Annotated in this window: 21 protein-coding genes; 5 read left to right on the forward strand and 16 right to left on the reverse strand. The window is 73.6% G+C overall.

Annotation, left to right across the window (positions count from 1 at the left end):
- Positions 1-49 precede the first annotated feature (49 nt).
- The 6 genes from ACWDNY_RS16965 to glnA all read right to left on the reverse strand — a co-directional run bounded on the left by ACWDNY_RS16965 (position 50) and on the right by glnA (position 6,425).
- Complete coding sequence (locus tag ACWDNY_RS16965) at positions 50-1,234, reverse strand: winged helix DNA-binding domain-containing protein (RefSeq protein ID WP_451646528.1); 1,185 nt, start codon at positions 1,232-1,234, stop codon at positions 50-52.
- A 335-nt stretch (positions 1,235-1,569) separates the two neighbouring features.
- Entirely contained in the window at positions 1,570-2,154 is a 585-nt protein-coding gene (pspAB, locus tag ACWDNY_RS16970; protein WP_451646529.1) for a PspA-associated protein PspAB, read from the reverse strand.
- A gap of 2 nt (positions 2,155-2,156) precedes the next feature.
- Complete coding sequence (gene htpX, locus ACWDNY_RS16975; RefSeq protein ID WP_451646530.1) at positions 2,157-3,080, reverse strand: zinc metalloprotease HtpX; 924 nt, start codon at positions 3,078-3,080, stop codon at positions 2,157-2,159.
- A gap of 216 nt (positions 3,081-3,296) precedes the next feature.
- Positions 3,297-3,554 carry an SCO2583/SCO2584 N-terminal domain-containing protein gene (locus tag ACWDNY_RS16980; protein WP_451646531.1) on the reverse strand — a complete coding sequence of 86 codons (258 nt, stop codon included), beginning with the start codon at positions 3,552-3,554 and terminating at the stop codon, positions 3,297-3,299.
- A 104-nt stretch (positions 3,555-3,658) separates the two neighbouring features.
- The gene (locus ACWDNY_RS16985) at positions 3,659-4,837 is read right to left on the reverse strand and encodes a PP2C family protein-serine/threonine phosphatase (protein ID WP_451646532.1); all 1,179 of its coding nucleotides are present in this window, start codon (positions 4,835-4,837) and stop codon (positions 3,659-3,661) included.
- 178 nt (positions 4,838-5,015) lie between these two features.
- Positions 5,016-6,425: a type I glutamate--ammonia ligase gene (gene glnA, locus ACWDNY_RS16990; protein ID WP_451646533.1), complete on the reverse strand. Its 1,410-nt coding sequence runs from the start codon at positions 6,423-6,425 to the stop codon at positions 5,016-5,018.
- 206 nt (positions 6,426-6,631) lie between these two features.
- Here glnA and ACWDNY_RS16995 point away from each other — a divergent pair, with 206 nt between their 5' ends.
- Complete coding sequence (locus ACWDNY_RS16995) at positions 6,632-7,099, forward strand: RDD family protein (RefSeq protein WP_451646534.1); 468 nt, start codon at positions 6,632-6,634, stop codon at positions 7,097-7,099.
- 107 nt (positions 7,100-7,206) lie between these two features.
- Here ACWDNY_RS16995 and ACWDNY_RS17000 read toward each other — a convergent pair whose 3' ends face one another.
- The 4 genes from ACWDNY_RS17000 to lipB form a co-directional block, all read right to left on the reverse strand.
- Positions 7,207-7,908, reverse strand: a complete 702-nt coding sequence (locus ACWDNY_RS17000; protein WP_451646535.1) for a DUF4191 domain-containing protein — start codon at positions 7,906-7,908, stop codon at positions 7,207-7,209.
- Between the two features lie 185 nt (positions 7,909-8,093).
- The gene (locus tag ACWDNY_RS17005) at positions 8,094-8,297 is read right to left on the reverse strand and encodes an SCO2195 family GlnR-regulated protein (RefSeq protein ID WP_451646536.1); all 204 of its coding nucleotides are present in this window, start codon (positions 8,295-8,297) and stop codon (positions 8,094-8,096) included.
- Between the two features lie 265 nt (positions 8,298-8,562).
- Positions 8,563-9,528: a lipoyl synthase gene (gene lipA, locus ACWDNY_RS17010; protein WP_451646537.1), complete on the reverse strand. Its 966-nt coding sequence runs from the start codon at positions 9,526-9,528 to the stop codon at positions 8,563-8,565.
- Positions 9,529-9,646: 118 nt separating this feature from the next.
- On the reverse strand, positions 9,647-10,444 hold the full coding sequence (gene lipB / locus ACWDNY_RS17015) for a lipoyl(octanoyl) transferase LipB (protein WP_451646538.1): 798 nt from the start codon (positions 10,442-10,444) through the stop codon (positions 9,647-9,649).
- A gap of 232 nt (positions 10,445-10,676) precedes the next feature.
- Here lipB and ACWDNY_RS17020 point away from each other — a divergent pair, with 232 nt between their 5' ends.
- Complete coding sequence (locus tag ACWDNY_RS17020) at positions 10,677-12,134, forward strand: regulator (protein ID WP_451646539.1); 1,458 nt, start codon at positions 10,677-10,679, stop codon at positions 12,132-12,134.
- Between the two features lie 413 nt (positions 12,135-12,547).
- Here ACWDNY_RS17020 and ACWDNY_RS17025 read toward each other — a convergent pair whose 3' ends face one another.
- Together ACWDNY_RS17025 and ACWDNY_RS17030 are read right to left on the reverse strand one after the other, a co-directional pair.
- Positions 12,548-14,068, reverse strand: a complete 1,521-nt coding sequence (locus ACWDNY_RS17025) for an FAD-dependent oxidoreductase (protein WP_451646540.1) — start codon at positions 14,066-14,068, stop codon at positions 12,548-12,550.
- Positions 14,069-14,272: 204 nt separating this feature from the next.
- Positions 14,273-15,169, reverse strand: a complete 897-nt coding sequence (locus tag ACWDNY_RS17030; protein ID WP_451646541.1) for a TIGR01777 family oxidoreductase — start codon at positions 15,167-15,169, stop codon at positions 14,273-14,275.
- Between the two features lie 63 nt (positions 15,170-15,232).
- Here ACWDNY_RS17030 and ACWDNY_RS17035 point away from each other — a divergent pair, with 63 nt between their 5' ends.
- From ACWDNY_RS17035 to ACWDNY_RS17045, 3 genes are all read left to right on the forward strand, one after another.
- Positions 15,233-15,745 (forward strand): N-acetyltransferase family protein, encoded by a 513-nt coding sequence (locus tag ACWDNY_RS17035; RefSeq protein WP_451646542.1) that lies wholly within the window; start codon positions 15,233-15,235, stop codon positions 15,743-15,745.
- Positions 15,746-15,991: 246 nt separating this feature from the next.
- Positions 15,992-16,798, forward strand: coding sequence for a peptidoglycan recognition protein family protein (locus ACWDNY_RS17040; RefSeq protein WP_451646543.1), 807 nt, complete (start codon positions 15,992-15,994; stop codon positions 16,796-16,798).
- 116 nt (positions 16,799-16,914) lie between these two features.
- A complete protein-coding gene (locus ACWDNY_RS17045; protein WP_451646544.1) occupies positions 16,915-17,163 on the forward strand; it encodes a hypothetical protein in 249 nt (82 codons plus the stop codon).
- A 207-nt stretch (positions 17,164-17,370) separates the two neighbouring features.
- Here ACWDNY_RS17045 and ACWDNY_RS17050 read toward each other — a convergent pair whose 3' ends face one another.
- The 4 genes from ACWDNY_RS17050 to ACWDNY_RS17065 all read right to left on the reverse strand — a co-directional run bounded on the left by ACWDNY_RS17050 (position 17,371) and on the right by ACWDNY_RS17065 (position 23,077).
- A complete protein-coding gene (locus tag ACWDNY_RS17050) occupies positions 17,371-17,889 on the reverse strand; it encodes a DUF4240 domain-containing protein (RefSeq protein WP_451646549.1) in 519 nt (172 codons plus the stop codon).
- Positions 17,890-18,256: 367 nt separating this feature from the next.
- On the reverse strand, positions 18,257-19,231 hold the full coding sequence (locus ACWDNY_RS17055; protein WP_451646545.1) for a helix-turn-helix transcriptional regulator: 975 nt from the start codon (positions 19,229-19,231) through the stop codon (positions 18,257-18,259).
- Between the two features lie 115 nt (positions 19,232-19,346).
- Positions 19,347-22,049, reverse strand: a complete 2,703-nt coding sequence (gene aceE, locus ACWDNY_RS17060) for a pyruvate dehydrogenase (acetyl-transferring), homodimeric type (RefSeq protein WP_451646546.1) — start codon at positions 22,047-22,049, stop codon at positions 19,347-19,349.
- Positions 22,050-22,453: 404 nt separating this feature from the next.
- A complete protein-coding gene (locus ACWDNY_RS17065; protein WP_451646547.1) occupies positions 22,454-23,077 on the reverse strand; it encodes a GntR family transcriptional regulator in 624 nt (207 codons plus the stop codon).
- Positions 23,078-23,334: the final 257 nt, after the last annotated feature.

Here is a 23,334-nt window from a genome sequence, read left to right on the forward strand (position 1 = left end):
CAGGCGCTCCCGACGGGCCGGTGGGCACCCGCCACCCGCGGCAGTCCGCTCAGGCCGCCAGCTCCTTCTCCAGCGGCGTCCGGAAGCGGGGGGTGACCCGCGTCGGGCCGAGCCAGGACCGCAGCCGCTCCGCCTCCGCCGTGATCGCGGCCCGCGCGTCCCGGCCCACGCCCTCGGTGTCCAGGATCCGCCAGACCACCTCGCCGTCCGGCCGCTGCGCCCAGCCGCCGACGACACGGCCGTCCCACCACACCGTCGGGCCCACGTTGCCGCTGCCGTCGAACAGCGCGGGGCGCCACCGCGGTGCGAGGTACCAGTCCCGCTGCTGCCAGCCCATCGCCGTCGGGTCCAGGCCGGGCAACAGCGCCGCCCACGGCTCCGCCGGCTCCGCGACCGGGCCGGCGTCGCCGGCGGCCACGAAGGCCGGGCCCTCGTCCACGGTCACCGGCTGCGCCCCGATCGCCCGCAACGCCCCGCGGACCTCAGTCACCCGCCATCCCGTCCACCACTTCAGGTCGGCCTCCGTGGCCGGGCCGCAGGCGGTCAGCCAGTGGCGCAGCAACTCCGCCTGCGCCCCGGCGACGTCCAGTTCGGGATGCTCGGGAGCCAGGGCCCAGCGGAACTGGCTGGACGTCCACGAGCCGAGCGGCCGGCCCCGGACCACCTTTCCCTCCACACCCAGCACCCTCAGCAGCCGCGTCGAGACGGTGTGCACGCCCTCGTAGCTCTTCCCCGCCGCGTACACGAACCGCTCCCTCAGCCGCGGCTCGTCCTGGGCGAGTTCGGCCGCGGTGGCCTGGCCGCGCCGCGCCAGCGCGGCCAGGGTGGCCTCCTCGACCTCGGCCAGCCAGGCGGCGTCGGGGGCCCCGGCCGCCGCCATGTGCTTGATCAGCGCGGCCCGCTCACGGGCGGCGACCACCTTCCCGGTGGAGGCGTGGACCACCGCGGTCAGCTCCGCGGGGAACACGAACACGGTGTGCCGCATCCCGTGCATGCGCACCAGCGTCCGGTCCTCGTACAGCGCCCGTTCCGTCTCCGGCACCGTCTTCGCCGGGTCCGCCAGCCGCGCGCCCACGCCCAGGTGGACCGTCGCCGGGTCCGTGCCGTGCAGTGCCACCAGGGAGTCGGCCACCTCCTCGGGCGCCGCCGCGCGCGCCGCGGGGAGCAGGCGGTGCCGTTCCGCCAGCCTGGCCCGTCGTTCCGTCACACCGATGTGCCGGGGTGCTGCACTCATGCCGACCTCCACCCGTCCGCGTCGTCCGCTGTCGTCACCACGTGCAGGGGCATCCTCGCCGACGCCACCGACAACCGGCCCGTCACCCGTTCCACCGCCCCGGCACGCCGCGTCCGGCGCGGTCCGCACCACCGCCGGCGATCGCGGCCGGGGGCCGTTCCGGCACCGCACCCGCACCCGGTGCCGCCGTCGTGGCCGGGCAGGGCCCGGCGGTCCGGGACGCCGGACGGGCGGGCGGTCCCGGCCGTCCGGGCCGGGGCACCGCGTCCGGGGTTTGGCCGGCCGTCGGCGTGGCCGTGGAACCACCCGGCGGCGCGGGCCCCGCCGGGCCCGGGTCACAGACCGGGAGCGCCCCACACCGGGAACCAGCGGCCGATGTCCTGCTCGATCCGCAGATCGTTCGCCAGCGTGGCCCTCACCTGGAGTTCGAGCGAGTTGTCGCGACGCTGGTGCCCGTCCGGCAGTGGCGCGAACGGATAGAACGCGCCGCGCTTGTACAGGTAGACCAGGGCCAGCCGGCGACCCGTGCCGTCCCGGAAGCCCGCCAGGGAGCACAACAGCTGGGGGCCAAAGCCGTTGGCCTCCAGCGCGCTGTTGACCGCGTGCAGGTCGTTGACCAGCTCCACCAGCTGGTCCGGCGGACGGCGCGAGACCAGCCAGGAGTAGCCGTAGTCGTCCCGGACCGGTTCCACGGGCCGGCCCGCGCGTCCGGTGTCGGCGTCCAGCAGCGCCTGCACCTCCCGGTGCGTCTGCTCGAACGCCCCGCCCTCGACCGTGGCGAAGCACACCGCGCCGTGCCCGGTCGGTGTGAACCCCGACGCCGCCTCCAGCGTGAGCGCCGCCGACGGCAGCGCGAACAGCTGGTCGAGGTCGGGCGCGGCCGGCCTGGTCCGGCCGAGCAGGACGTCCAGCAGGCCCATCCTCAGCCCGCCTTCCCGGGCGTCGCGGCCTCACCCAACTCGGCGGAGATCCGTCCCAGTTGTTCGAGCCGCTGCTCCAGGGCCGGGTGGGTCGAGAACAGCCGTGAGAGGGAGGGGCCGGAGCCCAGCGCGGGGGTGAAGTAGAAGGCGTTGAAGGCCTGCGCGGTCCTCAGGTCACGCGTCGGGATGCGGGCGATGTCGCCCGTGACCTTCGTCAGCGCGGAGGCGAGCGCCGACGGCCGCCCGGTGAGCAGCGCCGCCGCCCGGTCGGCGGCCAGCTCCCGGTACCGGGACAGTGCCCGGATCAGCAGGAAGCTCAGGGCGTACACGGCCGCCGACACCCCCATCACGGCGGCGAAGACGGCGACGGTGTTCTGGTCCCTGCGCGCCCGGCCGCCGAACAGCTCCGAGTAGAAGGCGAAGCGCACCATCAGGCCCGCGACCACGCCCAGGAAGGAGGCCACGGTCATCACCGCGACGTCCTTGTGCGCCACGTGCGACAGCTCGTGCGCGAGCACGCCCTCCAGCTCCGGCCGGTCCAGACGCCGCAGCAGCCCGGTGGTCACGCACACCACGGCCTTGTCGGGATTGCGGCCGGTGGCGAACGCGTTCGGCATCTCCATGGCGGAGACGGCGACGACCGGCTTGGGCATGTCGGCGAGGGCGCACACCCGGTCCACCACGGCGTGCAGCTCGGGGTACTCCTGCCGTTCCACCACCCTGCCGTGCATCGCGAACAGCGCGATCCGGTCGGAGAACCAGTACTGGGCCGCGAGCAGGCCCGCCGCCATCACCACGACCAGCACCCACGACTTCAGCAGCACGATCAGCGCGGCGACGAAGGCCACGTACAGCAGCCCCAGCAGGAAGAGTGTGATCCCCATGCGCACGGTCAGTCGCCGGTCACTCCGGAAGCGGCTCTGCATCTGCATCACCCCGCAGTCAGGCACTCGTCCCGCTGTCCAGTGTGCACCTGCGCCGGCTCGGGCCGAGGGGGCCGTTCGGCCCGGGAACGGGCGGCGGCCCCGCTCGGGAGTGCCCGGGGCCGTTCCCGAGCGGCGTCCGCCCGGCCCCCGGACCGCCCGCCGTCCCCGAGCGGACCGTCGGCCGACCGCCGGGGGAGCGGGCCGGGCGTCCGGCCGTCAGTAGTAGGCGCGCATCCGGGCCCAGCCCAGCAGGACTATCACCGCGGCCACGCAGCCCAGCACCACGACCGTGGACACCCAGGACGAGCGGCGCGGGGCGACCGGGTCCGGGCCGGCCCGGAACGGGACCGGGCCGGGCGGGTTGTCCTTCCAGCGCGCGGCCAGCATCCGGGCACGCGCCGAGGGCTCCTTGTGCTCCGCCGCGTTCGCCCATCTGCGGTCGAACTCCCGCGGAAGATCGTCGTGTTCAGTCATCCCCGTTCACTTTCTTAACGGCCTGCAGAATGCCGGGACGGAAGGTTACCCATACGACGGCGCCGCCGCCCCCGTGGGGTAGGGGCGCCGCGGCTTCGCGGCACTCACAGCCACCGCCGTCCCGCGTCCGCCCCGCCGGGAGGGGGCTCCGGTCCGCCGTCGAGCCGGTCGACGAGGAGCATCGCCACGTCGTCCGCCAAGTCGCCCTCGGTGTGGCGGACCAGTGCCTGGTGCAGGTGTTCCAGGAACTCCGGCGGGGTGGTGCCGGGGGATATCCGCTCCGCGGCCTCCGGCAGGGCGAAGAACTCGCTGTCGTGGTTGCGGGCCTCCGTCACGCCGTCGGTGTACAGCAGCAGGCGGTCACCGGGGAGGAACGCATGGCTCTCGGCCTCGGGAGGTGGGCCGGGGACGAGGTCCTCCATGCCGACGGGCGGCGACGGCGAGGCCGGCATCAGCGTCCTGGCCGAGCCCCGGTGCAACAGCAGCGGCGGCGGGTGCCCACGGTTGACCAGTTGCACCACGGGTTCCTGCGGTACCTGGGCGATGAGCACCGTGGTGAACCCCTCCAGCACGACGTCCTCCTCGTACTCGCCCGGCACGGCGACTTCCCGTCGCAACGCGGCCGCACAGTGGTTCATCACCTCCACCAAGTCGTCCTCGTAGTGCACGGCCTCCCGAAACGCACCCGCCGCCACCGCGACGGCTCGCACCGCGGCAAGCCCCTTGCCCCGGACGTCCCCCACGATCATCCGGACGCCGTACCGGGTCTGCACGGCCTCGTACAGATCACCGCCCACCTGCGCGCCCGTCCCGGCGGCGAGGCACATGCTGGCCGCCCGCAGGGGGCCCAGCCGCGCGGGTACGGGCCGTAGCACGACCTCCTGTGCCGCCACGGCGATCTGGCGGATGCGGTCGAGTTCTCTCTGACGGCGTGTCTGCATGGCGCTGCTCGTGATGAAGCCGGCCACGGACACCAGGGCCAGCGCCAGAAGATTGGTGTAGACCTGCAGGGTGCCCCACGCCTGGTTGAAGGTGGCCGTGGTCACGCTGATGAGGAGCGCGAAGGCAGCCGCCGCCGCGGTCCCCCTGGGCCCCAGCGTCACCGCCGCCAACGCCGGGATCGCGGTGAGGAAGGGGCCGGTGTAGATGAAGTGGGCGGGCGTGAACTCGATGACCAGCACGGCCAGCCCGATCAGGAAGGGCACACACTGCATCAGGGCGAGGAGGAGTCGGCCATGGCCGCCTGCTCCCACCCGGAGGAACGAGCGCAGCAGCGCCTGCATGCATTCAGCCTGCCTTGCCGAAGCTCGCGTCTCCACTCGCCGCTCCCGCGACAGCCTCACTGCCCGACGCTCGGGACACGCCGAAAAGCCGCCGGCCGGCTCTCCCGTGCGGGGAGAGCCGGCCGGCGGCCCACAGGCGGCCCAGGGGAGCGGTTACCCGCTCTGACCTGGGGCGATATCACACGTCGAAGTACAGCTCGAACTCGTGCGGGTGCGGACGCAGTGCCAGCGGGGCGATCTCGTTCGTGCGCTTGAGGTCGATCCAGGTCTCGATCAGGTCGGGCGTGAACACGTCGCCCTGGAGGAGGAACTCGTGGTCGGCCTCGAGCGAGTCGAGCACGGCACCGAGGGAGGTCGGGACCTGCGCGACGTTCGCGTGCTCCTCGGGAGCCAGCTCGTACAGGTCCTTGTCGATCGGCTCGGCCGGCTCGATCTTGTTCTTGATGCCGTCCAGACCCGCCAGCAGCAGGGCGGAGAAGGCCAGGTACGGGTTGCCGGAGGAGTCGGGGGCGCGGAACTCGACGCGCTTGGCCTTCGGGTTCGAGCCGGTGATCGGGATGCGCATCGCGGCGGAGCGGTTGCGCTGCGAGTACACCAGGTTGATCGGTGCCTCGAAGCCCGGCACCAGGCGGTGGTAGGAGTTCACCGTCGGGTTGGTGAAGGCGAGCAGCGACGGGGCGTGCCGGAGGATGCCGCCGATGTAGTAGCGGGCGGTGTCGGACAGGCCCGCGTAGCCGGCCTCGTCGTAGAACAGCGGGTCGCCGTTCGTCCACAGCGACTGGTGGACGTGCATGCCCGAGCCGTTGTCGCCGAAGATCGGCTTCGGCATGAAGGTCGCCGTCTTGCCGTTGCGCCAGGCGACGTTCTTCACGATGTACTTGAACAGCTGCAGGTCGTCCGCGGCCGCGAGCAGCGTGTTGAACTTGTAGTTGATCTCGGCCTGGCCGGCGGTGCCGACCTCGTGGTGCTGGCGCTCGACCTTCAGGCCGGCCCTGTCCAGCTCGAGGGACATCTCGGCACGCAGGTCGGCGAAGTGGTCGACCGGCGCGACCGGGAAGTAGCCGCCCTTGTAGCGGACCTTGTAGCCGCGGTTGTTCTCCACGGCACCGGTGTTCCAGGCGCCGGCCTCGGAGTCGATGTGGTAGAAGGACTCGTTCGCGCTGGTGGCGAAGCGGACGGAGTCGAAGACGTAGAACTCGGCCTCGGGACCGAAGTACGCGGTGTCGGCGATCCCGGTGGAGGCCAGGTACGCCTCGGCCTTCCTCGCCACGTTGCGCGGGTCACGGGAGTACTGCTCGCCCGTGATCGGGTCGTGGATGAAGAAGTTGATGTTGAGGGTCTTGTCCCGGCGGAACGGGTCCACCCGCGCGGTCGACAGGTCGGCGCGCAGGGCCATGTCGGACTCGTGGATCGCCTGGAAACCGCGGATCGAGGACCCGTCGAAGGCGAGCTCCTCGTCCGGGTCGAACGCCTCAACGGGCACCGTGAAGTGCTGCATGACGCCCGGCAGGTCGCAGAAGCGGACGTCGACGAACTTGACGTCCTCGTCCGCGATGAACTTCTTGGCCTCGTCGGCGTTCTGGAACATCCAGCTCCTCCTACTCCCGACCGTCCCGCCGGGGTGGTAGATCGTTCGTGCGGCCAGTGCGGTGGCACGCGCTGCAATGACCCTAAGGACGGGTGATTTCTCGGGCGTGACCCATTTGTTTCGCAGAAGTTAACCGGCCGGGATGCGGTCACGGCTGTGACACCCCGCCGTCTCCCCTGTCTCCAGGGTCGCAGTACGGTGGTCGGGTGGACAACAGGCAAGCAGTGGGATCGTGGCTGTCCGGGCCGCGCGCGGCCGCGGAGGAGGCCGGCGCCGACTTCGGTTACCGGGGCGAACACCTCGGGCTGCCGGAGCACGGACCCGGCTCGATCGCCCGTCCGGGTCGGCGGCTGGGCGCCCTCGCCGTCGACTGGGTCCTGTGTCTGCTGATCGCCTCCAGCATGATCACACACGGGTACGGACAGGCGACGAGCAACTGGGCACTGCTCCTCTTCCTCGTTCTCGGTGTCCTCACCGTCGGCACCATCGGCTTCACACCCGGCAAACGCTTGTTCGGCCTGCGCGTCATCGCGCTGGGCACCGGCCGGGTGAGCCCCGGGCGCGGCCTGCTGCGCACCGTGCTGTTGTGCCTGGCCGTCCCCGCCCTGGTCTGGGACCGGGACGGACGGGGACTGCACGACCGGCTGGCCGGCACGGTCGAGGTCCGCATCTGACGTCCGGGCGGCCGCGGGCCCCGTGGGCCGCGCTCGGACCCGCCCGTACGGCGAAGGGGGCGCCCGGATCACTCCGGGCGCCCCCTTCGCCGTGTGCGGGTGGGGTGTCAGCGGCCCCTCGGGCCACCTCGCGGCATCCGCATGCCCTTGGGCATCGGACCCTTCGGCAGCGGCATGTTGCTCATCAGGTCGCCCAGCGCGCGGAGCCGGTCGTTGGTGGCGGTGACCTGGGGGCCGGTCAGCACCCTGGGGAACTTCAGCAGGGTCGTCCGGAGCTTCTTCAGCTCCACCATGCCCTCGCCGTCGCCGACGATCACGTCGTGCACCGGGACGTCCGCGACGATGCGGTTCATCTTCTTCTTCTCGGCGGCGAGCAGGGACTTCACCCGGTTCGGGTTGCCCTCGGCGACCAGCACGACGCCCGCCTTGCCGACCGCGCGGTGCACGACGTCCTGGTTGCGGTTCATGGCCACCGCGGGCGTGGTCGTCCAGCCGCGGCCGATGTTGTCCAGGACCGCCGCCGCGGCGCCCGGCTGGCCCTCCATCTGCCCAAAGGCGGCGCGCTCGGCCCGGCGTCCGAAGACGATCGCCATCGCGAGGAAGGCGAGCAGGACGCCGAGGACGCCCAAGTAGATGGGGTGACCGATCAAGAAGCCGATCGCGAGGAGGACACCGAAGGTGACGATCCCGACAGCCGCGAGCACCAGACCGATCTTCGGATCGGCCCTACTGGTCATCTTGTAGGTCAGAGCGATCTGCTTCAGTCGCCCGGGGTTGGCAGCTTCCGCTGCGCTTTCCTTCCTCGCCATGCCACGAAGTCTACGTGGCCCGGCGAGCGGCCGGGACGGCAGTGCCCGGGGTGGTACCCGGGGGCGGTACCCGGGGCGGCGGCCGGGCCTCCGGCGCGGCGCGGGCGGAGCGGCCGGTGGCGCCGCGGCCGCGGGAGTGCTCCGGCGCGCGGGCGGGTCGGTGGGGAGCCGGCCGGGCGGGCCGGTCAGGAGCCGGTGGTGGTGTAGGTCCGCTCGATGACCTGCTGGGCCTCGACTCGGGCCCGGGCACGGCGGCGGTCCTCCAGGACGGAGGTCCAGGCGTTGCGGCGGGCGGTGCGCTGCCCGCCGCTCATCAGCAGGGACTCGACGGCACGGAGCGCGTCGGTGACGGACGGGATCGCGGTGGCGCGAACGGGCGCGGCCTGCATGGTGGGTGGCCCCCTCGGGACGGCTCGGCTGTACGGGGTGTAAAGCCAGGGTCACTGATTGGTGTTACCAGTGCGTGACCGACCGGTCAAACGCCCGTGAAGCCGCGTCGACGCAGGTCGCGCGACCGACGCGACCCCGCCGGACGCCCTCATCTGCGGCGACGGTCGGGACCGCGTCGAATCGGCCACTACTCGATGGTAGGTTCTTGTGCGCGATTTCACACGTTGGCGTCCGCCATACGGGGCACGGCGGTGTGACAGCGTGTCAGACGGCCTGGGAGGCGGCGAACGTGCCGCGCTTCTCCACGGCCATCCGGTACAGCCGTCCCGCGCGGTACGAGGACCGCACCAGCGGGCCGGACATCACGCCGGAGAAGCCGATCTGCTCGGCCTCCTCCTTCAGCTCCACGAACTCGTGCGGCTTCACCCACCGCTCCACGGGGTGGTGGCGCACGGAGGGACGCAGGTACTGCGTGATGGTGACCAGTTCGCAGCCGGCGTCGTGCAGCTGCCGGAGCGCCTCGCCGACCTCCTCGCGGGTCTCGCCCATGCCGAGGATGAGGTTGGACTTGGTGACCAGGCCGTAGTCGCGCGCGGCGGTGATGACCTTCAGCGAGCGCTCGTAGCGGAAGCCGGGGCGGATCCGCTTGAAGATCCGCGGGACGGTCTCGACGTTGTGCGCGAAGACCTCGGGGCGGGCGGAGAAGACCTCCTCCAACTGCTCCGGGATCGCGTTGAAGTCGGGAGCCAGCAGCTCGACCTTGGTGTGGCCGCCCTCGCGGTCCGCCGTCTGCCGGTGGATCTGGCGCACGGTCTCGGCGTAGAGCCAGGCGCCGCCGTCCTCCAGGTCGTCGCGGGCGACACCGGTGATCGTGGCGTAGTTGAGGTCCATGGTCACCACGGACTCGCCCACGCGGCGCGGCTCGTCGCGGTCGAGGGCCTCGGGCCTGCCCGTGTCGATCTGGCAGAAGTCGCAGCGCCGGGTGCACTGGTCGCCACCGATGAGGAAGGTGGCCTCGCGGTCCTCCCAGCACTCGTAGATGTTGGGGCAGCCGGCTTCCTGGCACACCGTGTGCAGCCCCTCGCTCTTCACGAGGTTCTGCATCTTGGTGTACTCGGGACCCATTTTCGCCCGGGTCTTGATCCACTCGGGCTTGCGCTCGATGGGGGTCTGGCTGTTGCGGACCTCCAGGCGCAGCATCTTGCGTCCGTCGGGTGCGACTGCGGACACATCGGCTCCTGTAGCTTCGATTCTTCGGCGCACACCAGGGTACGCCCGTCTTCGGCGGGTCCGGCCGGTGAGGCGGACCCGCCTGCGGGGCCGGGAACCGGTCCCGGTCCCCTCCCGGTCAGGCGGTCGCCTTCTCGGTCACCCGCGGCTTCGGCTCCGCGTTCTCCAGCACGTCCCGCAGGTGCCGTTCGGCGACCGGCAGCACGTCCTCGATGGTCACCTCCCGCCCCAGCTCGGCGGCCAGGGAGGTGACGCCCGCGTCCCGGATCCCGCAGGGGATGATGCGGTCGAACCAGGCGTTGTCCGGGTTCACGTTCAGCGCGAAGCCGTGCATCGTGACGCCCTTGGCCACACGGATGCCGATGGCGGCGATCTTCCGGTCCTCGCGGCGCTGGCCGGCGTTGGACGGGGCGTACTCCGGGCCGTTGAGGCGCGGGTCGAACTCCTCGTCGTTGAGCCGGGGGTCGAAGTCCAGGGACAGCCCGCCGGGCGACCGGCGCTGTTCGACCGGGTCGCCGAGCACCCAGACGCCGCTGCGGCCCTCGACGCGGGTGGTGGTGAGGCCGAACTCCGCGCAGGTGCGGATCAGGGCCTCCTCCAGGCGCCGCACGTGGGCCACCACGTCCACCGGGCGCGGCAGCTTCTGGATGGGGTAGCCGACCAGCTGGCCCGGACCGTGCCAGGTGATCTTGCCGCCGCGGTCCACGTCGATGACGGGTGTGCCGTCGAGCGGCCGCTCGCTCGCCTCGGTGCGCCGGCCCGCCGTGTAGACCGGGGGATGCTCGAGGAGCAGCACGGTGTCGGGGATCTCGTCCGCGAACCGGGCGGCGTGCACGCGGCGCTGCTCGTCCCACGCCACCTGGTACTCCACGGCCCCGGCACCGAATCCCATCCGGACGAACCGCAACTCACTCACGGCAAGCGCCTCCCTGAAGGTCGTAAGGCGCACGACGCGCCCACGCCACTGTACGTCCGGCCGTGGCGCGTCAGCCCGGCGGGCAATACTCACACGATCGGATGAATGCTCATCGATATGTGCGACCCTCTGCTCACTCTCCGCTACATTCGCGCCGTCACGAGGCCATAAGGGCTGCTCACAGGCAATCCGGACACCTCTAAGGCCTGGAAGGCAGGAGACCGCACCGCAGATGACGGAACGACCCGCGCAGCGCACCCCCAACCGTCAGCTCGCCGCGCTCATCGCAGAAGCGGGGTTCTCCAACGCAGGTCTGGCCCGTCGCGTCGACCAGCTCGGCCTCGAACACGGGCTGGACCTCAGATACGACAAGACCTCCGTCACCCGCTGGCTGCGCGGCCAGCAGCCCCGGGGCACCACGCCCGCGCTCATCGCGGAGGTCTTCACCCGCCGCCTGGGGCGGCGCCTGACCGCACAGGACCTCGGCCTGGACGCGTGCGCCCCGGTGTACGCGGGACTGGAGTTCGCCGCCACGCCCGAGGAGGCCGTGGACATCGTCAGCGGGCTGTGGCGCAAGGACTCCGGGAGCCACGCGGAACTGCGGAAGATCGCCTTCACCCCGGCGGGCCTGGTGGTGCCCAGCCGCGACTGGCTGATCGGACGGCCCGACGAGCGGGTCGCCCGCCAGGAGACGTCCGCGCCCCGCGTCCCCGCCCCGCCCGCGGCCGGGCAGCCGGCGCCCTCCGTGCCCCGCCAGCGCGGCCAGGCGGCCGAGCGCGACCCCGGCCAGCGGGTCACCGCGGGGGATATCGCCGCGCTGCGCTCCGTCGGGGAGCTGTTCCGCACCCTCGACGACATGTACGGCGGCGGTCACGCCCGGCAGGCCCTCGTGCGCTACCTGGAGCACGAGTGCGAGCCGATGCTGCGCGGCACCTACGGCGAGCAGACGGGCCGCCGCCTGTTCGCGGCGGCCGCCGACCTGACCCGGCTCGCGGGCTGGACGTCGTACGACATCGCGGCGCACGGCCTCGCCCAGCGCTACTTCGTGCAGGCGCTGCGGCTGGCGCAGGCGGCCGGCGACCGGGCCTACGGGGGCTACGTCCTGGTCACCATGAGCCGCCAGGCCGTGTACCTCGGCCACGGGCGGGAGGCCGTCCAGCTCGCGCGGGTGGCGCAGCAGGGGCTCGGAACCTCCGTCGTGCCGGTCGTGCAGGCGCTGGTGCACGCGGCCGAGGCCCGCGGGCACGCCGTCCTGGGCGAGGTGCGCGCCTGCACCGCCTCCCTGGTCCGCGCCGAGCGCGCCCTGGAGACCGCCCGGCCCGGCGAGGAGGTGCCGCACTGGGCGCGCTTCTTCGACGAGGCCCAGCTCGCCGACGAGCTCGGGCACTGCCACCGCGACCTCCAGCAGTACCGCGCCGCCGCCCAGCACGCCGAGCGCTCGCTCCAGTTGCGGGCCCCGGCGTTCGCCCGCAGCCGCCTGTTCTGCCGGGTCGTCCTCGCCACCGCCCGCCTCGGCCTCGGCGACCTGGACCAGGCGTGCCGGCTGGGCGCCGAGGCGGCGGGGCAGGCCGCCGAGATGCGCTCGGTCCGGGCGACCGAGTACGTCCGCGACTTCGAGCGCCGCCTGGAGCCGTACAAGGACGCGGCGCCGGTCCGGACGTACCGCGACAGGATCGCGGCCCTCAGCTAGTGCCGCGACGGGCGACGTGCGCTCCGTCGCGACGCCCTCTCGCCGCACCGGCCGGAAGCCCGAGTACGTCCCGTACGAGGGCGTCCGGCCGGCACGCCGAGAACACGCACCGGACGCCGCTCTCTGACGGGCAAACGCTGCCTGCCGCGTCACCAACCTGTCGGGACAGCACAGCTACAGGCTGCGGGGCGGAACAGGCCGGTGGGGGCCGGGGGCACCTCGCGGCCCGGACGGACGTGCCGTACCCCGGGTCGCCGGCGTGATCCGCCGGAGGGCTGCAGGGGCCGCCGGGGACGCGACGCCTACCGCCCCGGCGGCTGGGAGGCGGCCCTCCGGACAGTGCGGTGCCCCCGCCGGCGCGGTCCCTGCTCGGCGTCCGGCGGGGCGGCGTCCGGCGGGGGCCGCGTGGTCGCTCAGGCCGCTCGCGCCGTCGGTACGGGCTCGGCCGTGTGCATCGGGCGTCCGGCGCCCAGGTCGGCCAGGATCGCGTCCGCCGCCCGGTGGGCCGAGTGCAGCGCGCCCTGGACCGTGCCCGTGTCCCGGTGGTCGCCGCACACGTACAGACCCGCCAGCAGCCGCACCGCCCGCCGCACGTCGTACGGCGGGCGCATCAACGGCACCGCCTCGGCGGTGTGGTGCACCGCGAGCGTCTCCCACCGCGCGGTGGAGGTGCCGTACAGCCGGGACAGGTGGAGGCGGACGGCCCGGTCGACCTCGGCCGGGGGAGCGCCGAGGACCGTCGACGACACCAGCGCGCGGCCCGCCGGCGCGCGGGCCGGGTCGACCCTGCTGATCACGGCGGTGTGCGCGACGGGCCCGCCCCGGTCCGCGTCGAGCAGCAGGGACCCGCCCGTCGCGGGCGGCTCGTCCATCGTGTGGTGCACCACCGTCACCGGCCGGAAGTCCGGCACGCGCAGGCCGGGCAGCAGCGCGGCGGCGGCGCGCGCGTCGGTCGCCAGCAGGACGGCCCGGCAGCGGATCACGCCGTGTTCCGCCGTGGTCACCGCCGTCGTGGAGACGGAGGTGACGCGGACGCCGGTGTGCACGGTGCCGGGCGGCAGCGTGCCGGCGAGCAGCTCCGGGAGCACCTCGGCGCCGCCCTCGGGCAGACACAGCCGGCCGCCGGCGAAGGCGCGCAGCGCGAGGTCCGCGACCCTGCTGGAGCTGGCGAGGTCGGGGTCGCACAACAGGGCGGCCAGCAGCGGACGCAGGAAGCCGTCGACGGTGCGGGCGGGCAGGCCGCGTGCCTCCAGGGCCAGGCCGGCGGGCAGTTCGGGGCGCGACAGCAGACGTTCCACGGGTGTCCCCGCGATCCGGGCCAGCTCGGCGCGGAGCCGGAGCGGCGCGCCGATGCCCAGCGAGTGGGCACGGGAGGGCCCGAAGGGCTGAGCGCGGTCGCTCCCCCGGGACCGGCTCGGGCGCCCCGCGACCCCGGGGTCCGTGAGAGACGCCCCGAGCGGGTCCGGGCGGGCGGCGTCCAGCGGTGCGCCCGTCCCGGGCCGGGACGGCGGGGCCGGACGCAGCGCGCCCGCGCGCACCTTCGGCGGGACCGGCGGTCGGGGGGCGCTCGCCAGGGCGCGCACGGCATGGAGTGCGCTCCTCGCGCTCCTTGCGCTCCGTGCGCCCACCGGGGTGCCCGCCCGGTGGTGCCGTCCGGCACGGTGCAGCAGGACCCCCGGCGCGAAGGGACGCAGTACGAGCGCGTCGAGCCCCGGGGTCAGCAGCAGTTCGGGATACGCCGTGGACAGCAACTGCCCTATCCGGTCGAGCCGGAACCCGTCGACCTTCTCCGTCGACATGCGGCCGCCCACGTACGGGGCGGCTTCCAGGACTGCGGTCCTCACTCCTGCGCTGGTCAGCCGATGCGCCGCCGAGAGTCCGGCGACCCCGGCTCCCACGACGACGACGTCCGCCTGGTATGCGGGCTCAAGCACGTGCCCCTCCTCGAGGTTGCGCGGCCGGTGGAGCAGTGATGCCCCCAACCGGCTCCAGGAATGCCCGAGTTCGGCACGAGGTTAGGTCCGCGAACGGTCGTGGGCAGTCGCGCATCGGCAGGGCACGGTCGCACGGCGGTCGCATACGGTCGCGGGTTCCGCCAGGGCCATATGCCGGGGTGCTGTGCGACGGGGACGCGGGCCTCACAGCGCCGCGCGGACGGCCCCCTCGATGTCCGGGAACGCGAAGGAGAACCGCGACTCCAGCAGCCGCTCGGGCACCACCCGCTGGCTGCCCAGCACGTCCGCGGCCAGCTCCCCGAGCGCCAGCCGCAGCGCCGGCGCCGGCACGCTGAAGAGCGTCGGCCGGTGCAGCACCCGCCCCATCGCCGCGGTGATCTCACGGTTCGTCAGCGGGTTCGGCGCGGTCAGATTGAACGGTCCCGCCAGGTCCTCGCGGTCGATCAGGTGCCGCAGCGCGGCGACCTCGTCGTGCAACGCGATGAACGACCAGTACTGCCGCCCGTCGCCCAGCCGCCCTCCGAGCCCGGCCTGGAACAGCGGGAACAGCCGCCCCCAGGCCCCGCGCCCGCGCGCCACCACCAGCCCGGTGCGCGCGAACACCGTGCGGATGCCCGCTTCCTGGGCGGCGGCCGCCGCCTCCTCCCACTCCACGCACAGCGACGGCAGGAAGCCGTCCCCGGGCGGCGCGCTCTCGTCGACCGCGCGGTCACCGGTGTCGCCGTAGATGCCGATCGCGCTGCCGCTGACGAAGACCCGCGGCCGCCGGTCGAGCGAGGCCAGGGCCTCGGCGAGCGCCGCCGTGCCCAGCACCCGGCTGTCGCGGATCGTCCGCTTGTACTCGTCCGTCCAGCGGTGGTCGCCGATCCCGGCACCCGCCAGGTTCACCACGGCGTCGCACCCGGCGAGCCCGGACGTGTCCACGTACTGCCCCTCCGGGTCCCACCGGACCTCGTCCGCACCCCGGGGCGCACGGCGCACCAGACGCACCACCTCGTGCCCGTCCGAGGCCAGAGACCGCACCAGGGCGCTGCCGATGAGACCGGACGCGCCGGCCACCGCGATTCGGGTCCGTTCCATGCGGTCATCCTGCCCCGTACCGCCCGCAAACCGCTGGACGACAGCTGACAGGTGCGCCGTACAGTGACCCCCATGCCGGTACCGCGCATACGCCACGCCACCCTCGGCGACGAGGACGCCCTCGCCCGGCTCGACCGGGACACCTGGTCCACGCTGCACGCGGTGAGGCCGCCCGTGCAGTACCCGGACGAACGCTTCTTCACGGACCGCCTGGAGCCCCGGGACCACCTGGTCGCCGAACTCGACGGCGAGCTCGTCGGCTACCTCCGTCTAGGCCTCGCCTCGCCGCTGGAGTCGAACGCCCATGTCCGGCAGATCCGCGGACTGGCGGTGGCCGAGAAGGCCCGCGGCCAGGGGGTCGCTCGCGCCCTGCTGCGCGCGGCCGTCGAGGAGTCCCGCCGCCGGGGCGCCCGCCGGCTCACGCTGCGGGTGCTGGGCCACAACACGCCGGCCCGCACGCTCTACGAGTCCGAGGGCTTCGCCGTCGAGGGCGTGCTGCCGGAGGAGTTCCACCTGAACGGCGCCTACGTCGACGACGTGTTCATGGGCCGGTTCCTCGGCGGCGACGGGGTCTGACGGCCCCTCGCCCCACGCTCACGCCGCACCCGGCTCGCGATCGGGGCGGTGCCGCCGGCCGCGCTCACGTCGCCTCCACCCGGATCGCCGAGCACGCGTCCGGCGATCCGCCACGCGCTCGCGGGACCGCGACGGCTCAGCCGCGCGGCACCCGCGCGGACGCGTGCACCGGTGGCGGTTCCACCGGCTGGCACAGCACACGTCGCGCGCGGAGCGGATCGGCCCGACAGTGAGCTCATGCGGATCATGACAGGAACTCGGCTCCACTGGAGACGGAGGCCGGGACGGCTGCGGCGGACCGCGATGGTGCTGCTCGGCTGCCTGCCCGGCACCGCCGCCTTCGGCGCCCTCGTGCTGTGCGCCCAGGCCGCCGACGGGACGGCCAGCCCGCCGGCGCGCCCGGTGGCCCGCCCCAGCGCGGGCAGGGCCCCCGCGCACCGCGCGCCCAGACCCGGGATCGTGCCGCGGTCGGTCTGGGCGGCCACGGCCACCCCGAGCCCGCAGCCGCCCCCGCGCTACGACGACAAGGTCGTCGCGGTCTTCGTCCACCACACCGACTCGCCCAACGGCTACGAGTGCGCCGAGACCCCGCAGATCATCCGTCATCTGTACGAGGGTCAGACGGGGGCCCGCCGGTGGGACGACATCGGCTACAACTTCCTGGTCGATCGCTGCGGCACCATCTACGAGGGCCGGGCGGGCGGCGCCGACCGCGCCGTCACCGGCGCCCACGCCCAAGGCTTCAACCACCGCACCGCGGGCATCGCGGCCATCGGCACCTTCACGGCCGGGGCCGAGGTGCCACGGGCCATGACCGACGCGATCGCCGCGCTGGCCGCCTGGAAGCTCGGCCTGGCCGACGTGGACCCGCGCTCCCGCGCCCGCCTGGTCTCCAGCAGCAGCCTCAGCCGGTACAAGGCCGGCACGGCCGTCACCCTGCCCGCCCTGGCCGGGCACCGTGACGGCTTCCAGACGAGCTGCCCGGGAGCGGCACTGACGGCCCGGCTGCCGGAGATCCGCCAGGCCGCCGCACGGCTGCAGGGGCGACGGTGAACGGGCCCGCCCGGGCGTCGGCGCCCGGCCCCCGGCGGCGGCCCGCGGCAGGGCCGCGCTGCTCCCGCAGGGCCCTCGCGGCCCACTGCCCCACGGCGGTGACCCCGTGCCCGCCGGTGGCGGAGACGACGGGGGACAGTCGCACGGAGGAGGCCCGGAGCGGGGCGGGCGGCTGGGCGGCTGCCCTGCGCGGCCCCTGGTCGGTGGTCTGGGCGATCGTGACGGTCGTCCTCGGGCCGGCGGCCACCACCGCCTCGGTGCTCGACCGCGCCAACGCGGCACCGCTGCGGCACGACGGGCCGCGGGCCGACCGGGCGCAGGCATGCCACGGGTCCCACCCGGACCGGCGGCGCACGGCGACGTGAAGGCGCGCCCCGTCCCGGTACGGCGGGGCCGCGCTACGCGCGATGGCCGCCGCGGGTCGCCGCCGGGCGGCAGGCCACACCCGCACCTGCCGGGGACGGCCGGGCCCGTCGCTGCCGGGCGGTGGGCGGACCGGCCGGTGGTTGCCCGTGCGCAGGGGGTGGCCGGTTGTGCGGGGGAGGGGCGCGGGCCGGTCCGGTGCCGTGACGCTACTCGCGGAACCGGTACCACAGCCGCGGGTACCGTTCGGCGAGCGCCTGGTCGTCCTCGAAGTCGACGGGCGTGCCCTCCGGCTCGGCCGGGGCGGGCGGGACGCCGAGCTCGGGCGCGACGGTGCCCGTGAGCTGTTCGTACGCCTCGTCCGCCGCGTAGCCGAGGTCCTCGGCGTCGCCGTCGGCGTCCTGGTCGAAGTCGTCGAGCAGGTCGGCCAGCGAGTCCGGGTCGTGCAGGGCGCCCTCGAAGACCGCGCGGCCCTGCCCGATGAGCCAGCAGCGGAAGAAGTCGAAGGCGTCGTCGCTGGCGCCGTCGAGGAGGACCCAGGCGGCGCCCCACAGGTCCCAGCGGTAGGCGCGGTTGTAGCGGGCCTCGAAATGACGGGCGAAGTCCAGGACCTGCTCGGGGTCCAGGACGAGCAGCCGCTCGACCAGCAGGTCGGCCTGCTCCTCGGGGTCGCCGTCGGCGGCGTCCCGGCTGGCGTCGATCAGCTCCCAGAAGTCGGTCTCGTCCATCACGGGTCAAGCATCGGCCCTCACGCCGGGCGACGCACGTGGAGTGCCCGGACGGGGTGGGCCAGGGCCGAACGCGCAACGGGCACGCGCGACGACGGTGACGGAGCCCGCGCCGGTGGAGCGCGGCCGCGGGCGCGCCCCCCGGAGTGGCGCGTGCGGGGCGTCGGGGCGCGGGGCCCCTCGGATGCCACGCGAGCGGCGGGTCGGGCGTTCCGGCGGAGTGCGGTCCGCGTCCGGGTGCGGCGGGGCCAGCGGGATCGGCGTCCGGCGCCGACGCGGGGCCGCACCCGCGGTGCCGCCCCGGTCGGCCGGTGGGCGCCACCGGCCGCCGGCGGCCGGTGGCCCGGCAGCCGCCGCACCTTCCGTCTCACGCGCGGTAGAGGGCGGCCAGCCGCACCGCGTCCCGGGCGAAACGCGCGCGCAGCGTCTCGGGAGCCAGTACCTCGGCCTCCGGACCGAGCGCCGTCAGCTGGCCGTGCGCGACCTCCTCGGACTCCACCGGCAGGGTGACCGTCACCCACCCGTCCGCGTCCGGGGCGCCGGCCGTCTCCAGTGCCTGCCGGGCCGTCGGCGGGGCGACGGCGTGCGGCAGTCCACGCACACCCGCCTCCGACAGCCGCACCACGACCTCGGCCCGCAGCAGGGAGCGCGCGAACTGCTCCGCACGCTCCTCCCAGAAGGCGGGCAGATCGAAGCCGGTGACCCGCTCGAACCGCTCCTCACCGGCGTCGACGGCGGTGAAGCGGTCGATCCGGTACACCCGGAAGGAGCCGTGCTCCACCGCCCGGGCGCACAGGTACCAGACGCCCGCCTTGAGCACGAGCCCGTACGGCTCCAGCTCCCGCACGACCTCGCCGTCCCCGCGCCGGTAGCGGGCGGTGATCCGCCGGTCGTCCCACACCCCGTCCGCGACCGCGGGCAGCAGCCCGGGGGTCTCCGGCTCGCGGAACCAGGTGGGCGCGTCCAGGTGGAACCGCTGCGCCGCCGTGCGTGAGGCGTCCCGCAGCGAGGGCGTCAGTGCCGCCGACACCTTCAGCCGGGCGGCGGAGGCGGCGTCCTCCAGCCCCATCTCCCGCAGCGCCCCCGGGACGCCGCTGAGGAACAGCGCCTCGGCCTCGTCGCGGCCCAGCCCGGTCAGCCGTGTCCGATACCCGCCGACGAGCCGGTAACCGCCGGTCCGCCCGCGGTCGGCGTACAACGGAACACCCGCCTCCGACAGCGCCTGCGCGTCCCGCGTGACGGTCCGCTCGGACACCTCCAGCTCACGGGCGAGCTCGGCGGCGGTCATGGAAGGGCGGGACTGGAGCAGCAGCACCATTTTGATCAGACGGGCAGCACGCATGGGTTCATGATGCCGCCGGCCACTGACGCCGAGACCGGGGACGACCACGACCGAGGCCGGACACGGCGAAGGGGCACGGCCGTGACCGTGCCCCTTCCCTCCTGCCCGCGGGCCCTTACAGGCCGTACTTCTCCCGGGCCTCCTTGACCGCCGAGGCCTTCACCTCGCCGCGCCGGGCGAGCTGGGCCAGCGCCGCGACGACGATCGACTGCGCGTCGACGCCGAAGTGCCGGCGGGCGGCCTCACGGGTGTCCGACAGGCCGAAGCCGTCGGCGCCCAGGGACGAGTAGTCCTGGTCCACCCACTGGGCGATCTGGTCCGGGACCTGGCGCATGTAGTCGGAGACCGCGAGGACCGGACCCTCGGCGCCCTGCAGCGCCCGGCGCACGAACGGCACCCGCTCCTCGCCGCGCAGCAGCGCCGCGTCCGCATCCATGGCGTCCCGGCGCAGCTCGCTCCAGGACGTCGCCGACCACACGTCCGCGGCCACGCCCCACTCCTCGGCGAGCAGCCGCTGCGCGTCGAGCGCCCAGTGGATCGCCGTGCCGGAGCCCAGCAGCTGGATCCGCGGGGCGTTCGCCGGCGCGTTCAGGCCCGCCGACTCCGCCGTGTTGAAGCGGTACAGGCCCTTGACGATGCCCTCGTCGATACCGGCGACCGACGGCTTCGCCGGCTGCGGCAGCGGCTCGTTGTAGACGGTGAGGTAGTAGAAGACGTTCGGGTCCTCGCCCTGCGCCGCCTCGCCGTACATGCGGCGCAGACCGTCCCTGACGATGACCGCGATCTCGTACGCGAAGGCCGGGTCGTACGTCAGCGCGGCCGGGTTGGTCGCGGCGATGGCGGGGGAGTGGCCGTCGGCGTGCTGGAGGCCCTCACCGGTCAGCGTGGTGCGGCCGGCCGTCGCGCCGACGAGGAAGCCGCGGCCGAGCTGGTCGCCGAGCTGCCACATCTGGTCGGCCGTGCGCTGCCAGCCGAACATCGAGTAGAAGATGTAGAACGGGATCATCGGCTCGCCGTGCGTCGCGTACGACGACGAGGCGGCGATGAAGTCGGCCATCGAACCGGCCTCGGTGATCCCCTCGTTGAGGATCTGGCCGTTCCTGGCCTCCTTGTAGTACATCAGCTGGTCGCGGTCGACCGGCTCGTACGTCTGGCCCTTGGGCGAGTAGATGCCGAGCGACGGGAACAGCGACTCCATACCGAAGGTGCGGGCCTCGTCCGGGACGATCGGCACCCAGCGCCTGCCGGTCTCCTTGTCGCGGACCAGGTCCTTGACGAGGCGGACGAAGGCCATGGTGGTCGCCACGTTCTGCGAGCCGGAGCCCTTGTCGAAGGCGGCGAACGCCTTGTCGGCGGGCGCGGGCAGCGGCGCGACGGGGTGCACGCGGCGGGCCGGGGCGAGACCGCCGAGGGCCGCGCGGCGCTCCTGCAGGTAGCGCACCTCGGGGGAGTCGGCGCCCGGGTGGCCGTAGGGGACCACGCCGTCGACGAAGTCGCTGTCCCTGATCGGCAGGCCGAGCCGGTCGCGCATCGCCTTGAACTCGTCCACCGTCAGCTTCTTCATCTGGTGGTTGGCGTTCTTCGACGCGAAGCCCTCGCCGAGGGTGTGGCCCTTGACCGTCTGGGCCAGGATGACCGTCGGGGCGCCCTTGTGCTCCAGGGCGGCCTGGTAGGCGGCGTACACCTTGCGCGGCTCGTGACCGCCGCGGGAGAAGTGGAAGCAGTCGAGGATCTTGTCGTCGCTCAGCAGCTTCGCCATCTCGGCGAGCGCCGCGTCCTTGCCGAAGAAGTCCTCGCGGATATAGGCGGCGCCGCGGGTCTGGTACGTCTGGATCTGGGCGTCCGGCACCTCGCGCAGACGGCGGACGAGCGCGCCGCTGGTGTCGAGGGCGAACAGCTCGTCCCAGGCCGAGCCCCACAGGGTTTTGACGACGTTCCAGCCGGCGCCGCGGAACTGAGCCTCCAGCTCCTGCACGATCTTGAAGTTGGCGCGGACCGGGCCGTCGAGGCGCTGCAGGTTGCAGTTGATGACGAAGGTGAGGTTGTCCAGCTCCTCGCGGGCGGCGAGCCCGAGCGCAGCCGTCGCCTCCGGCTCGTCCATCTCGCCGTCGCCGAGGAACGCCCACACGTGCGAGGCGGAGACGTCCTTGATGCCGCGGTGGGTGAGGTAGCGGTTGAAGCGCGCCTGGTAGATCGCCGACAGTGGGCCGAGGCCCATGGAGACGGTCGGGAACTCCCACAGCCAGGGCAGGCGGCGCGGGTGCGGGTAGGAGGGCAGGCCGTTGCCGCCCGCCTCCCGGCGGAAGTTGTCGAGCTGCTGCTCGGTCAGCCGGCCGTCGAGGAAGGCGCGGGCGTAGATGCCCGGGGAGGCGTGGCCCTGGATGTACAGCTGGTCGCCGGAGCCGTCGCCCTCCTTCCCCCTGAAGAAGTGGTTGAAGCCGGTCTCGTACAGCCAGGCCGCGGAGGCGAAGGTGGCGATGTGGCCGCCGACGCCGTACTTGCTGCCACGGGTCACCATCGCGGCCGCGTTCCAGCGGTTCCACGCGGTGATCCGCTGCTCCATCTCCTCGTCACCGGGCACGGCCGGCTCGGCGGAGGTGGGGATGGAGTTGACGTAGTCCGTCTCGAGCAGCTTCGGCAGGGCGACGCCGTTGCCCTCGGCGCGCTCCAGCGTGCGGCGCATCAGGTACGCGGCACGGTGCGGCCCGGCCGCCTTGGCGACGGCGTCCAGGGAGGCCTGCCATTCGGCGGTCTCCTCCGGGTCGCGGTCCGGGAGCTGGTCGAGCTCGCTCGGCTGGATGGCGTTGGGGTCGGTCATGTCGCCGCCTTCCTCAGTCGAAGGGGGTTCCCTCATCGTCAAGGGTTCGGGGTTGCCCTTGGTCTTTGGCAGGACAGGGCATGAGGCTCCGGTGGGAGCCCGTCGGTGACTGTAACTCCCTGATCGATGATCGATCAAAGGAAACCGGGGCGAAACTTGTCGATCTCGAGAAAGTCGGCACGGGGTGTCTTCGGTGAGGGCACCGAGTGTCGTGAACAACCGGACTTTTCGCAGGTCGCAGCGGCGTATGAGCGGGGGCTCGCTCTGGTGTCCGAGCCCGGAAGGAGTAGTTCCAGGCGCGCGCGACCCTCTGATGGCCGTCCGCCGATACGGGGAGGAGCCCGGACGCAGCGCAGGGGGCGCGTCGGGGGCGCCCGCCCGTAGGGTCCGCCCGCAGGGGCCGGTCAAGCCCTCGGCGCGCAGCCCAGCACGTGCGACTTCACCAGCTCGGCGATCCGCGGATCCCGCCGCTTGAACGCCTCCACCAGCTCCTGGTGCTCCTCGGCGTACGACTGCTGCACCGTGCCCAGCCAGCGGATCGACAGCGCCGTGAACACCTCGATGCCCAGGCCCTCCCAGGTGTGCAGCAGCACCGAGTTGCCGGCCGCGCGGACCATCTCGCGGTGGAAGGCCACCGTGTGCCGCACCTGGGCCGTCCCGTCCGCGTTGCGGTCGGCCTCGTACAACGCCGCCACGTGCGGCTCCAGGGCGGAGCAGTCATCCGCCAGCCCCTCGGCGGCGAGTTCCGCGGCGATCGCCTCCAGGCCCGCCCGGACCGGGTAGCTCTCCTCCAGGTCGGCCGCGGACAGGTTCCGCACCCGCACGCCCTTGTTGGGCGCCGACTCGATCAGCCGCAGCGACTCCAGCTCGCGCAGTGCCTCGCGCACCGGCGTCTGGCTGACCTCCAGCTCGGTCGCGATCCGGCGCTCGACGATCCGCTCGCCCGGCTTCCAGCGCCCGCTGACGATCCCCTCCACGATGTGCTCGCGGATCTGTTCGCGCAGCGAGTGGACGACGGGCGCGGTCATGAGGGCTCCTTCACAAGAGGCAGTCCAATGCGGCGGCCCAGAGGGGCTCGGCGGCGGGCGGCGGTCGGGCGGCGGACGGAGCCCGGGGGCGTTCGACGCTTAGACAATACGGCCGCCGGTCCCCCCGAGGAGGGCGCATACGGGGGCTTTGCCGCAGGTGAGACGAGGCTTACACGGCGCTCCAGGACGACCGGCCGTACTTCGTCATGGACTACGTGCGAGGCGGCACGCTGGCCGAGAAGACAGGGCACTGCCGG

The organism is Streptomyces sp. NPDC003697 (genome assembly GCF_053587115.1).